At 69.8% G+C, this 12049-nt stretch carries 13 protein-coding genes and 1 pseudogene; 10 read left to right on the forward strand and 4 right to left on the reverse strand.

Annotated features, from left to right (window positions below; translation table 11 throughout):
- On the forward strand, nt 1-831 hold an 831-nt coding region (locus BLT59_RS07625), incomplete at its 5' end, for a DNA translocase FtsK (protein WP_139174026.1).
- 276 nt (nt 832-1107) lie between these two features.
- Nucleotides 1108-2004 carry a LolA family protein gene (locus tag BLT59_RS07630; RefSeq protein ID WP_091778144.1) on the forward strand — a complete coding sequence of 299 codons (897 nt, stop codon included), beginning with the start codon at nt 1108-1110 and terminating at the stop codon, nt 2002-2004.
- Nucleotides 2005-2011: 7 nt separating this feature from the next.
- Here the strand turns inward: BLT59_RS07630 and BLT59_RS07635 are convergent, their stop codons facing one another.
- Entirely contained in the window at nt 2012-2752 is a 741-nt protein-coding gene (locus BLT59_RS07635) for a lysophospholipid acyltransferase family protein (protein WP_091778146.1), read from the reverse strand.
- Nucleotides 2753-2912: 160 nt separating this feature from the next.
- On the opposite strand from BLT59_RS07635, the gene xth reads away from it, so the two are divergent.
- Both xth and BLT59_RS07645 read left to right on the forward strand, forming a co-directional pair.
- Complete coding sequence (gene xth, locus BLT59_RS07640) at nt 2913-3722, forward strand: exodeoxyribonuclease III (RefSeq protein ID WP_091778148.1); 810 nt, start codon at nt 2913-2915, stop codon at nt 3720-3722.
- Nucleotides 3723-3952: 230 nt separating this feature from the next.
- Nucleotides 3953-4132, forward strand: a pseudogene (locus tag BLT59_RS07645) (hypothetical protein); the annotation flags it as partial.
- A gap of 306 nt (nt 4133-4438) precedes the next feature.
- Here the strand turns inward: BLT59_RS07645 and BLT59_RS07650 are convergent.
- Nucleotides 4439-6769, reverse strand: a complete 2331-nt coding sequence (locus tag BLT59_RS07650) for an FdhF/YdeP family oxidoreductase (RefSeq protein WP_091778150.1) — start codon at nt 6767-6769, stop codon at nt 4439-4441.
- Nucleotides 6770-6886: 117 nt separating this feature from the next.
- Between BLT59_RS07650 and BLT59_RS07655 the strand changes: the two genes are divergently transcribed.
- From BLT59_RS07655 to BLT59_RS07680, 6 genes are all read left to right on the forward strand, one after another.
- On the forward strand, nt 6887-7141 hold the full coding sequence (locus tag BLT59_RS07655; protein WP_091778152.1) for a hypothetical protein: 255 nt from the start codon (nt 6887-6889) through the stop codon (nt 7139-7141).
- A 213-nt stretch (nt 7142-7354) separates the two neighbouring features.
- Nucleotides 7355-8137, forward strand: a complete 783-nt coding sequence (locus BLT59_RS07660) for an SDR family NAD(P)-dependent oxidoreductase (protein WP_091778533.1) — start codon at nt 7355-7357, stop codon at nt 8135-8137.
- Nucleotides 8138-8227: 90 nt separating this feature from the next.
- Nucleotides 8228-8524 (forward strand): hypothetical protein, encoded by a 297-nt coding sequence (locus BLT59_RS07665; RefSeq protein ID WP_244513897.1) that lies wholly within the window; start codon nt 8228-8230, stop codon nt 8522-8524.
- Between the two features lie 134 nt (nt 8525-8658).
- Nucleotides 8659-8973: a hypothetical protein gene (locus BLT59_RS07670; protein ID WP_091778156.1), complete on the forward strand. Its 315-nt coding sequence runs from the start codon at nt 8659-8661 to the stop codon at nt 8971-8973.
- A gap of 138 nt (nt 8974-9111) precedes the next feature.
- Nucleotides 9112-9414 (forward strand): GCG_CRPN prefix-to-repeats domain-containing protein, encoded by a 303-nt coding sequence (locus tag BLT59_RS07675; protein WP_091778158.1) that lies wholly within the window; start codon nt 9112-9114, stop codon nt 9412-9414.
- Nucleotides 9415-9593: 179 nt separating this feature from the next.
- Entirely contained in the window at nt 9594-10061 is a 468-nt protein-coding gene (locus BLT59_RS07680; RefSeq protein WP_091778160.1) for a hypothetical protein, read from the forward strand.
- A gap of 151 nt (nt 10062-10212) precedes the next feature.
- On the opposite strand, the gene ssb is transcribed toward BLT59_RS07680, so the two are convergent.
- Together ssb and BLT59_RS07690 are read right to left on the reverse strand one after the other, a co-directional pair.
- Nucleotides 10213-10782, reverse strand: coding sequence for a single-stranded DNA-binding protein (ssb, locus tag BLT59_RS07685; RefSeq protein ID WP_091778161.1), 570 nt, complete (start codon nt 10780-10782; stop codon nt 10213-10215).
- Between the two features lie 168 nt (nt 10783-10950).
- Entirely contained in the window at nt 10951-11970 is a 1020-nt protein-coding gene (locus tag BLT59_RS07690; RefSeq protein ID WP_091778163.1) for an NADP-dependent oxidoreductase, read from the reverse strand.
- Nucleotides 11971-12049 lie beyond the last annotated feature (79 nt).

Genomic DNA, 12049 nt, shown 5'->3' on the forward strand with positions numbered 1-12049 from the left:
CGCCACACCGGCGAGGCGGTGTACGAGGACGAGGCGATGGACCTGGCGCCGCTGCCCTACATCGTGATCGTGGTCGATGAGATGGCCGACCTGATGATGGTGGCCGGCAAGGACATCGAGGGGGCGATCCAGCGTCTGGCGCAGATGGCGCGGGCGGCGGGCATCCACCTGATCATGGCGACCCAGCGGCCGTCGGTGGACGTGATCACCGGCACGATCAAGGCGAACTTCCCGACCCGGATCAGCTTCCAGGTGACGAGCAAGATCGATAGCCGCACGATCCTGGGCGAGATGGGCGCCGAGCAGCTTCTGGGTCAGGGCGACATGCTGTTCATGGCCGGCGGCGGGCGCACGACGCGCGTGCACGGGCCGTTCTGCTCGGACAGCGAGGTCGAGACCGTGGTCGCCCACCTCAAGCGCCAGGGCCGCCCAAGCTACCTCGACGCCGTCACCGCCGACGATGCATCCGAGGAGCCCGCCAAGGAGGGCGGCCGGTCCGGCCGGGGCAAGGCCGCCGCGGCCGACAAGGCCGAGCGGTCCGACGAGTCCGAGGAGGAGGCTCCCGTCTTCGACATCGGCGCCTTCGCGGCGGCGACCGGCGGCGAGTCCGACGACCTCTACAAGCAGGCGATCGAGGTGGTGCTGCGCGACCAGAAGGCGTCGACCAGCTACATCCAGCGTCGTCTGCAGATCGGCTACAACCGCGCCGCCTCGATCATGGAGCGGATGGAGATCGAGGGGATCGTCGGCCCGGCCAACCATGCCGGCAAGCGCGAGATCCTAGTCGCCGGCGCGCCGCACATGTCGAGCGGCATGTACGACGACGAGTGAGACGCTGTCCGGGCCGCTTCCCCACGGGGCGGCCCGGACGTCGCATCTTCGCCACAGGGCGAGGTTCTAACGGGCCGCTGCGAAACCCTCCCATCCTCGTGAGCGGAGCGAACCAATCCCGGGCAGCGCGCCATCCGGCGCCGTGGCGCTCCTGGATTGCTTCGCTCCCCTCGCAAGGACGGGGGCGCCGAGATTTCCGCATCGGCCTGCAAACGTCATGTTCCGCCCTCAGCTCGCCGCCGGAGCCCACCAGCGGCTCCTCAGGAGACTCTGCCGATGATCGGCCGCCGCATCCGCACAGCCGGCTCCGTGATCGCCGCCGGGCTGTGGCTCGCGACCGTCAACCCGGCCGCGGCGCAGGTGGGCGCCTTCATCGACAGCCTGTTCGGTCACAAGGAAGAGCCCGCCCCTCAGCCGGAGGCCGCCCCGGCGGCGCCCGCGCCGGCCAAGAAGCCCACGCCCAAGGCCAAGGAGGCGAGCAAGGAGGCGAAGCCCGGCAGCGCAAAATCCGGCAAGGCCGGCGACAAGGCCGACCGCAAGCCGACCGAGCCGAAGGTCGCGGCGGTGGGTGCGCCGACGGCGATCGTCACCGGCGACTCGGCCGATCCCGCAACGCTGCTGGCGCAGGCCAACGCCTACTTCAACGGCATCGGTACCCTGACGGGCAGCTTCATGCAGATCGGCGCCGACGGGCGCCGGATCGGCGGCAAGCTGACGCTCGCCAAGCCCGGCCGCCTGCGCTTCGACTACGACCAGCCCTCGCCGCTGGAGGTGATCGCCGACGGCACCTCGGTGGCGGTGCGCGACCGCAAGCTCAACACCCAGGACCTCTACTTCATCGCCCAGACGCCGCTGAAATTCCTGCTGCGCGAGAAGATCGACCTCGCCCGCGACCTCACCGTCACCGACGTGGCGAACGACCCGGGCGGCGTGCGCATCAGCCTGGAAGACCGCGCCACCCTCGGCGGCACCTCGAAGATCCAGCTGTTCTTCGATGCCGAGATGAAGACCCTGTCGCAATGGCGGATCACCGACCCGCAGGGCTACGTCACCACGGTGACGCTCTCGAACCTGCAGAAGGGCAAGAGCGTCGACGGCAGCCTGTTCTTCATCAATTACGGGCGCGCCGAGGACAAGGCGATGCAGCAGCAGATCCAGCAGTCGCAGCAGTGACGGGCCGTCACGCCGCCTTCGCGTCGATCCCGCCGGGGGCGGCTCCGCGCCAGCGGTCGAGCTCCCGATCGATCGCCCCCTCGGTGCAGCGCAGGAACTCCGCGGCCGGCAGGTTCGGGGCGACCGCGGCAAGGTAGCTCACCACCACCGTGCCGGACCGGGTCGCGGCACCTCCGGGCCAGAACAGGCCGGAATTGAGCGCCACCGGCACCACCGGCAGGCCGAGCCGGCCGTAGAGCAATTCGACGCCGCGCTTGAAGCGCAGGGGGGCGTCGATCCCGCCCCGGGTGCCCTCGGGGAAGATCAGCACCGATCGGCCTGCCGCCACCGCCTCCCGGCCGCCGTCGATCATGGTGCGCAGGGCCTGGGTGCCGTTGGCGCGGTCGATGACGATCATCGGCGAGCGCCGCAGGAACCAGCCGACCACCGGGATCGCCAGCAGCTCCCGCTTGGCGACGATCGCCACGTCCGGCACCAGGACCAGGAAGGCCAGCGTTTCCCAGGTCGATTGATGATTGGCGACGATCAGGCAGGGTTCGGCCGGCAGGTGCTGGCGGCCCTCCTCGACGTAGCGCAGCCCGACGATGCGCCGCAGCCCGACCAGGATCCCGCGCGCCCAGAGCCGCGTCGCCCGGCGGATCGGCCGCTGCGGCGATCCGGACAGGAGGAAGATCGCCAGCGGCGCGAGGAACAGGGTCGTCCACGCGGCCCAGTAGAGGGCGAACAGGAGGGAGCGGGCATATGCCATGGCAGGGCCTCGACGAGGGGCCCGGGACAGGGCGGGGTCTGGGCATAGCGCCTACCGGTCGCGTGCGCACGGCCTTTTGCCCGACTGACGGTGAGCGGACTGTCGCGGGCCGCGAAATCGGCTATCGGAGCGCAACACCGTCAGAACCCCAGCGCCGCCCGTGCAATTCACCGTCACCACCTGGAACATCAACTCCGTGCGGCTGCGCATCGACCTGGTGCTGCGCTTCCTGGCCGAGCACAAGCCGGACGTGCTCTGCCTCCAGGAGACCAAGTGCCCGGACGACGCCTTCCCCCTGAAGGCCCTGCGCGGCTCCGGCTACGAGCACGTGATGTTCGCCGGGCAGAAGGGCTATAACGGCGTCGCGATCCTCTCCCGCCTCCCCCTGCAGACCCGCAGCGTGATGGGCTTCTGCGAGCGGCCGGATGCCCGCCACATCTCGGCGGTGCTCGGACCGGAGGCCGGGGCCGCCTCGGGCATCGTGCTGCACGATTTCTACGTCCCGGCCGGCGGCGACGTGCCGGACCGTGACCTCAACCCGAAATTCGCCCACAAGCTCGACTTCCTGGCCGAGCTGCGCGCCTGGGGCGGGAAGCGCGTCTCCGGCCCGGCCATCCTGATGGGCGACCTCAACGTCGCGCCGTTGGAGCACGATGTCTGGTCGCACAAGCAACTCCTCGACGTGGTGAGCCACACCCCCGCAGAGACGGAGGCGCTGGAGATCCTGCGCGGCGAGGCGGGCTGGATCGACACGGCGCGCCACCTCACCCCGGAGCCGGAGAAGATCTACACGTGGTGGAGCTACCGCTCCCCCGATTGGTCGGCCGCCAACAAGGGCCGGCGCCTGGATCACCTCTGGGTCTCGCCGGACCTCGCCGGGACTGTCCGCAAGGTCGAGGTGCTGCGCGAGGCCCGCGCCTGGGAGCGCCCTTCCGACCATGTCCCGGTGACCCTGACGCTGGAGCTGTGAGCGGGGGCGGAACTGCGGCGCGGTCCGAGCATTGCCCGCTCACGAACCCGTGATGTGAGCGAGCCCCGATGCGCAAGATCCTGATCGCCTTCCTTCTTCCCAAGGTCGTGTCCTACCTGCGCCGCCGTTACGGCGGCCAGCCGGCCGGACGCACCCGCGCTTTCTGAGACGATCCGGTACCTGCGCCCGGCCTTTGACGGCCAGGCGCAGGCGGCGACAGCCGGGGCAGCCTGAATGCGCGTGTGATCGTCCACGACGAGGAGCCGCGCCCTGGTGACGGCGAGGAGAGCTACGTCGGCAAGGGGCTTCGCGCCGGCCGGGCGGCGCTGATCACGGGCAGGGATCCCGGCATTGGCCGGGCGGTGCCCATCGCCTATGCCCGCGAGGGTGCCGACGTGGCGATCGCCTATCGCGAAACCGATCGAACCTGCTGGCTCCGCAGGGGATCGCGGTGAACTGCGTAGCACCGGGACCGGTCTGGACGCCGATCCAGCCGATGCTCTGAGCGGCCTCCGATTGCCGCCCGCCGGCGCCGAGGCGACACTCCCGTCAAATACGTGCCGACCGAAGCGCCTCAGGGCAGCGCGACATCCGTGCACGCGGCGCCGCTGGATTGCTGCGCGCGAGAACGGCACTGGAGCCAACGGCCGGCCCCGGGGCGTGCCCTGTTCCCGCGATGCCGGGCAATGGCCGCGCAGGCGCTCACCGCCGTGTGCTCACCCGGTGGCGTATTCGAGCTGCGGCGCGAGAACCGCATCGCCGTCGGCGTGGACCGTGACGGGGATGGACTTGGCGGCGGGCGTCTTGCTGCCGATCGCGTAGTGCCAGATCGGCATCAGCACGTTGCATTCGGGGTAGTAGCCGCCGATGCAGCCGACCGGGATGTCGTAGGCCACGACCAGCAGGCCTGAGAGCTTGCGGTCCACGCCGTCGTCGGCGACCGTCCGGAGCGTGACGGATTGGCCGATCTTGAGGCCCCGCCGGTCGATGTCCGAGCGGTTCATCAGCACCACCTTCCGGGTGTTCTTGATCCCCCGGAAGCGGTCATAATAGCCGTAGACCGTGGTGTTGAACTGATCGTTGCTGCGCAACGTCATCAGGCGCAGGGAGTCGTGCCCGACATCGGGCATGTCCGCATCCTCGTCGAGCCCCGTCGGGGTGACGAAATTGGCCTGGCCCGATTCCGTGTGCCATTCGCGCCGATTCGCCGGCAGGTCGCGCTGGAAGCCGCCGGGCTCCCACATGCGCCGCTCGTAATCCCAGAACGAGTCCGGCAACGTCTCGCCGATCTCCCGGCGGATCTCGGCGTAATCCTCGCTGTAGGCCTCCCAGCGCACGCGCGGATTCGGATCGAGCACGCGCTGCGCCAGCTCGCAGATCAGCCGGATCTCGCTGATCAGGTGCGGCGAGGCCGGCCGGCGCAGGCCGCGATTGCCATGCACGCAGGCCGAGGTGTCCTCCATGGAGAGCACCTGCTGGCCCTTGGACGTCTCGATGATCTCCAGGCGGCTGATCACCGGCAGGATGTAGCTGATCGCGCCCGGCAACAGTGCGGTCCGGTTGAGCTTGGTGATGACGTTGACGGTGAGGGGAATCCGGCGCCAGGCCGGCTCCATCTGGCCATGGTCGGGGATGGCGCGGGCGAAGTTGCCGCCCAGCATGACGAAGGCGCGGATCTCGTCCCGCAGGACCGCCTCGCAGACCTCGACGGTGTTGTAGCCCGGCTCGCGGGGCGGCTCGAAATTGAATTGTCGTCCCAGCCGGTCGAGGTCGAACAGCTCGGGCTTCTCGGTGATCCCCATCGTGCGCTGTCCCTGCACGTTGGAATGGCCGCGGATCGGGCAGATCCCGGCGCCGGAGCGGCCGATATTGCCGCGCATCAGGAGCAGGTTCACCAGCATCTGGACGGTCTCGACCCCGGCCCGATGCTGGGTCAGCCCCATGCCGTAGACGCCGATCACCGCCTTCGCGTGGCAATAGACATGGGCGGTCGATTCCATGTCGGCCCGGTGGAGGCCCGAGCGGCGCTCCAGCTCGTCCCAGTTCTGGGCGCGCAGCCAGGTGGCGAAGGCGTCGAAGCCGTGGGTGTTGTCGCGGATGAAGGCCTCGTCGAGGACGGCGTCGCCGCCCCGGGCGCGGGCCTCGTCGTGCTGGGCGAGAACCGCCTTGCAGATGCCGGCGATGGCGGCCAGATCGCCCCCCGCCTTCACCTGATGGTACTGCGAGCTGATCCGCGTCGCCTTCCCGGTCAGCATCTCGGTGGGCGATTGCGGGTTCAGGAACCGCTCCAGCCCGCGCTCGCGCAGCGGGTTGTAGGTGATGATCGGAACGCCGCGCCGGCTCGCCTCCTGAAGCGGATGCAGCATCCGCGGCGCATTGCTGCCGGGATTCTGGCCGAAGAACATGATGCAGTCGGAATGGGCGAAGTCGTCGAGCGACACGGAGCCCACGGACTGGCCGATGCTCGCGGGCAGCGCCACCGAGGTCGTCTCGTGGCACATGTTGGACGAGTCCGGCAGGTTGTTGTTGCCGTAGAGCCGGGCGAAGAGCTGGTAGAGGTAGCTCGCCTCGTTCGACAGGCGGCCCGAGCTGTAGAACGCGGTACCCTTCTGCCGGTCCTCGACGGCACGCAATGCGCGGGCAATTTCCTCGACGGCGTGGCCCCAGGAGACCGGCACGTACTTGTCGGTGGCCGGGTCGTAGCGCAGCGGATGGGTCAGGCGGCCGGTCTGCTCCAGCTGGTAATCGTCCCAGTCCAGCAGCTCCGTGACCGTGTGGGTGGCGAAGAAGTCCGGTGTGCAGCGATGGGCGGTGAGTTCCCACGCCACGGCCTTCACGCCATTCTCGCAATATTCGAAGGGAAGCGGATTCGCGGGCTTCACCCAGGCGCAGCTGTTGCACTGGTAGCCGTCGACCTTGTTGTGCCGGCTGAGCGCGATCGGTCCGCTCGCCAGGACGCCCTCACGCCGCAGGATGTTGCCGACCGAGAGGGCCGAGCCCCACCCGCCGGCGGGGAGGCGGTAGGGCTTGAATTCGGGCTTGTCCAAGGGGCGATCTCCGGATCGTGCCGCCGGGATACAGCGGCCGCGTCGCGACGTTCTCCGTTGAAACCGCGGGCGTGATGCTTTGTTCGTGAGAATAGTTTGATCCTAACGGAGGTTAGTATGGCCGTCGGCCGAGATTACATGCTGAAAAAGCCTTCCGGCACGTCGAGCCCGAAGCTGTTCCTCGACACGCAGGTCGTGCCGCTGGCCGCCAATATCGCGGGAAGCCTGGAGGTCGCGCTGGACCGCGTCGCGGCGCGCACGGGCGTCCGGCCGGCGCTGATCCTGGCCGGCGCGACCGGCCTGATCGGCCTCGGCCTGATCCGCCTGTTCACGCACCGGAGCGCGGCGAACGACCGGTTCGACCGGTTCTGAACGGCGGCCCCGAACACCAATCGTCGTGAGGCCGATGTTCGAGGAGACCCTCGACGGCGCCCGCGCGATCAATCAGACCTTAACCGCGGATCGGTTCTCAACGGCGGGACGGCCCTGCAGGCCTCCCGGGCCCGGCATGCGGCGATCGCGCCGCTGCGGACTCGAACCCTGCGCCGTGCCATCCGGGCGCGGCCGACCCCGACGGAGACGATGATGAGCGACGCCCAAGTCCGGACCGCGCTGGTGACGGGCGCCGCCCGCGGCATCGGGCTCGCCACCGCAAACCGCTTCCTCGCGGACGGCTGGAATGTCGCCCTGCTCGACATCGACGGGCCGGGCGTGGCGGCGGCGACCGAGCGGCTCGGCCGTCCAGAATCCGCGCTGGCGGTGACGGCCGACGTCTCCGAGCCCGATGCGGTGGCGGCGGCGATCCGGCAGGTCGCCGAACGGTTCGGGCGTCTCGACGCCCTGGTCAACAATGCCGGCATCGCGATCTTCAAGCCGCTGATGGAGACCACGTTCGCCGACTGGTCGCGGGTGCTGGCCGTCAACCTGTCCGGCGCGTTCCTGTGTACGCAGGCGGCCGTCCCGCTCCTATCCGAGCGCGGCGGAGCCATCGTGAACATCACCTCGATCTCGGGCCTGCGCGCCTCGACGCTGCGGACGGCCTACGGCACCAGCAAGGCGGCGCTGGCGCAACTCACCAAGCAGCAGGCGGTCGAATTGGCCCAGCACGGGATCCGCGTGAATGCGGTTGCCCCCGGCCCGGTGGACACCGCGATGGCCAAGGCGGTCCACAGCCCCGAGATCCGCGCGGATTATCACGACGCCGTGCCGCTCGGACGTTACGGGCTGGAGACGGAACTCGCGGAGGCGATCGTCTTCCTCTGCTCGGAACGCGCCTCTTTCATCACCGGGCAGCAGCTCGCCGTGGACGGCGGCTTCGAGGCAACCGGCATCGGCCTGAAGACGCTGCGGGGTGAGCGGAACGCCTGAACGCGCCGCCGGCCCCATCAGCTTTGTCCGGACAGAGTTCGTTAACCCTGTCGCCGTAGCTCGGAGGCTTGGTCAACAGGCGCGGATACCATGCCGAGACTCGGCTCCATGATCGTCGACGGTCTAGCGTTCCTCCTGGTGTCGATCTCCCTCGCGGCGGTCGTCGTCGGCTACGAGCGGAACCTGCCGGATCCGGCCGCGCCGCCGTCACGGGTCGCCGAGAGCGCCCCCATCTGGGCCGACCCGGACACGACCGGGTCGATCACGCCGGCGGCGTCGGGCGAGGCCTCCCGCTGGGTGGATGCACAGTTTCGGCTCCCGCCTTCCGGAGGGGATCGGGCAGACCGCGCCGCCGGCGGATCCTGGGTGAACCCGCCGCGCCGCTGAGACGTCCACATGTCGACCGTCAAGGCGGTTCGACCTGGCGCCGGTTGAAGCGGCGCCGCGATTCGGGCGATCACAACTGATCGTTAACTATGGTTGCCGAACCTTCCACCGCACAGCGAAGCGGAGGAGCACGCATGGCGCGCGACGGCAACCGACCCCACCCCAGCGCCCTGGCCCGGTATCCGGTTCCGATCGAGCTGATCTCGGCCCTGTTCCGCGCCGACGACGCGGAGCGAGACCGGCTGCTCGCGCCGATGCCGGCCTACGGCCGCGCCCGGATCGCCGCCTATTGCGCGGACCACGCGCGGCTCGAGGCGCTCGGCCTGAAGGTCGCGCGGTCCTGCGACGAGGCCATGCTGGTCAAGGCCGCAGGCCCGGCGCTCGGCGCCGATCTTTTCGTGCGCTCACGCGCGGGCGCACCGGCCCAGCTCCAGCGTCAGGCCGCTTGACCGACCCGTCACGTGCGGCCGGACCCTCCGATGCCGTCGGATTGATGAATGCCGGGGCCCGTCCCGGTTCAGAGCGGCCGGCGCATCCTCCTGTCATCGGCCCGGCGAACCCGGTCCGCAGGTTCAGGAGATCGTGTGATGATGCGCTCCAAGATGCTCGGTCTGGTCGCCGTGGTGACGGCGGGTCTCGCAACCGCCACGGCGGCGAACGCGGCACCGTTGGGCTACGGACCGCCGGATGCCGGGGTCATGATCCAGCGCGTGGCCGGCGGCTGCGGCCCGGGCTTCCACCCCAATCCCTGGGGCCATTGCCGGCCCAATGATCGCGGCTGGGGCTGGGGCGGCCCCCGCGGACCCTATGGCGGCCGGCCGGGTTACGGTGGCCCCGAGCGCGGTTACGGCGGCTACGACGGCCCGCGCCGGTCCTACGGCGGCTGGTGACCCGCGACCGTCCGGGTCGCCGTGACATGCTCGGCGCGCGACAGCCCGCTCCGCTTGTGCCGGATCAAGGCACGACCGCTCCCGTGTCCCGCCCGAACGGCCAAACGCATATTCACGGGGACATAGAGCCGTATTAATCTCTTCCGGGACGCCACATAGTGTCCCGGAGATTTTTCGTCATGAGCCGCTATGTATTTGCATCCTTGATGATTGTCGGCCTGGCCGCCGGAGCCTCGCCGGCTGCGGCGCTCTCCACCAAGGATTGTTCGGTGAAGTACCAGGCCGCCAAGCAGGCGGGGACGCTCAACGGGCAGAAGTGGAACGACTTCCGCAAGGCCGAATGCGGTGCGGCGGCCGACACCGCGCCGACGACCGCACCCAACCCGGTCTCGCCGACCGCGGCGACCACCGCGCCGCCGGCGACGGGTTCGCGCGCCGGGACGGCGCCGTCCGCCGCATCCGGGTCGGCCTCCTATCCCCGCGCCATCGATCCGAAATACGCCAAGGAATCGGCCGGCAAGGCCCGGATGCACACCTGCCTCGACAGCTACAACGCCGCCAAGGCCGCCGGCACGCTCGGCGGGATGAAGTGGATCGAGAAGGGCGGCGGCTACTACTCGGCCTGCAACAAGCAGCTCAAGGGCTGAACGGCGGCGTTCCGGGGCATTGAAGGCGGGCAACCCGGAACCGTCGCCGACGCGCGATCTGGGCGCGTCGGCGGGTCCGGATCCCGGGCTCCGCTGCGCGAGCCCGGGATGACGCGGTGAAACGGCGCAGCCGCTGGGGGCGGAAAAGATCCTAGAACGGGATGTCGTCGTCGAGGTCGTAACCGCCGCGGCTGCCACCGCCGCCGCCACCACCGCCCGAGGAGGCCGGGGCCGGTCGCCGTTCGCCGCCCTGAGCGCGGCCGCCGCCGAAATCGCCGCCGCGCTCAGCGCCCCGGCCGCCGCCGAAGTCGCCGCCGCGGCTGATCTGGCCGCCGCCCTCTTCCTCGCCGGCGAAGTCGCCGCCGCCGCCGCGCCCGTCGAGGATCGTCATCTCGCCGCGGAAGCGCTGGAGCACCACCTCGGTCGTGTACTTCTCGACGCCGGAATTGTCGGTCCACTTCCGGGTCTGGAGCTGGCCCTCGATGTAGACCTTCGAACCCTTGCGCAGGTACTGCTCGGCCACGCGGGCGAGGTTGTCGTTGTAGATCACGACCGAGTGCCACTCGGTCTTCTCCTTGCGCTCGCCGGTCGCCTTGTCCTTCCACGACTCCGACGTCGCGAGCCTCAGGTTGCAGACCGGGTCGCCCGAGCCGAGGCGGCGCATCTCGGGATCCCGCCCGAGATTGCCCACCAGAATCACCTTGTTGACGCTGCCCGCCATCGCTCTCTCCTCGTCGTACGGATCTCACAGGGCATCTGCCCGGCGGCGCGCGAACCATGCGCCCGGGCCTCCGGAGCGGCAACCTGCGGAGCGGGCTTGTGCCCGCTTTCCGCAGCGCCGCCGGGTCCGTTTGTTCTACATCTGTTCCCAATCGGCAGCAAGACGCTCTCAGGCGACGCGCACGACAAGCTTACCGAAATTCCGGCCCTTCAACAGGCCGATGAACGCCTCCGGAGCGCTCTCCAGCCCCTCGACCACGTCCTCGCGGTAGCGGACGCGCCCGTCGTGGATCCAGGCGCCGACCTCCTTGCGGAACGTCTCCGCCTGCTCGGCGAAATCCCAGACGATGAAACCCTGGATGTGCAGCCGGTTGGTCAGGACCGACCGCATCAGGCCGGGCAGGCGGTCCGGGCCGGGGGGCACCTCGGTGGCGTTGTAGGCGGAGACGAGGCCGCAGACCGGGATCCGCGCAAACGGGTTGAGCAGCGGCATCACGGCTGCGAAGACCGCGCCGCCGACATTCTCGAAATACACGTCGATCCCCTTCGGGCAGGCGGCGGCCAGCGCTCCGGGCAGGTCGGATCCGCGATGGTCGACCGCGGCGTCGAAGCCGAGCTCCTCGGTGAGGTAGCGGCACTTCTCCGGACCGCCCGCGATCCCGACGGCGCGGGCGCCGTGGATCTTGGCGATCTGACCGACCAGGGATCCGACGGGGCCGGCGGCGGCGGCCACCACGACGGTCTCTCCGAATTTCGGCCGGCCGATATTGAGAAGGCCGGTATAGGCGGTCATGCCCGGCATCCCGAGCACACCGAGGGCCGTCGAGGGCGGGGCGGCATCGGGATCGACCCGGCGCGAGCCCTTTCCATCGGTGACGAAGTATTCCTGCCACCCCGCGAAGGCCGTCAGCAGGTCGCCCACGGCGTGATCCGGATGGTTGGAGGCGACGACCTCGCCCACCGTCTCGGCGGTGATCGGCGCGCCGATCTCGACCGGGGTCGCGTAGGATTTCGCGTCGCTCATCCGGCCGCGCATATAGGGGTCCAGGGACAGCCAGCGGGTGCGCAGGAGGACCTGACCGGGCCCGGGCTGCGGCACCGGGACCTCCTCCAGGCGGAAGTTCTCGGGCCGCGGCTCGCCGTGCGGGCGCGAGGCCAGGACGATGCGGCGGTTCATGGCAGTGGGCATGGCGGACTCCCGGAGACTGTCTGTCGCACCCGATCTGGGGCGCCGGGCCGCGGAGGCAAAGGCGCGGCGGTGATCGCGC

Origin of the sequence: Methylobacterium sp. UNC378MF (assembly GCF_900103195.1) — a bacterium.
Classification (GTDB): Bacteria; Pseudomonadota; Alphaproteobacteria; order Rhizobiales; family Beijerinckiaceae; genus Methylobacterium.

Bases quoted from the DNA above. Each gene is read 5' to 3' on its own strand.
- BLT59_RS07680 (WP_091778160.1), top strand. From the start codon at position 9,594: ATGAGCCGCTATGTATTTGCATCCTTGATGATTGTCGGCCTGGCCGCC.
- BLT59_RS07665 (WP_244513897.1), top strand. From the start codon at position 8,228: ATGCCGAGACTCGGCTCCATGATCGTCGACGGTCTAGCGTTCCTCCTG.
- ssb (WP_091778161.1), bottom strand. From the start codon at position 10,782: ATGGCGGGCAGCGTCAACAAGGTGATTCTGGTGGGCAATCTCGGGCGG.
- BLT59_RS07690 (WP_091778163.1), bottom strand. From the start codon at position 11,970: ATGCCCACTGCCATGAACCGCCGCATCGTCCTGGCCTCGCGCCCGCAC.
- BLT59_RS07635 (WP_091778146.1), bottom strand. From the start codon at position 2,752: ATGGCATATGCCCGCTCCCTCCTGTTCGCCCTCTACTGGGCCGCGTGG.
- BLT59_RS07660 (WP_091778533.1), top strand. From the start codon at position 7,355: ATGAGCGACGCCCAAGTCCGGACCGCGCTGGTGACGGGCGCCGCCCGC.
- BLT59_RS07670 (WP_091778156.1), top strand. From the start codon at position 8,659: ATGGCGCGCGACGGCAACCGACCCCACCCCAGCGCCCTGGCCCGGTAT.
- BLT59_RS07655 (WP_091778152.1), top strand. From the start codon at position 6,887: ATGGCCGTCGGCCGAGATTACATGCTGAAAAAGCCTTCCGGCACGTCG.
- BLT59_RS07675 (WP_091778158.1), top strand. From the start codon at position 9,112: ATGATGCGCTCCAAGATGCTCGGTCTGGTCGCCGTGGTGACGGCGGGT.
- BLT59_RS07630 (WP_091778144.1), top strand. From the start codon at position 1,108: ATGATCGGCCGCCGCATCCGCACAGCCGGCTCCGTGATCGCCGCCGGG.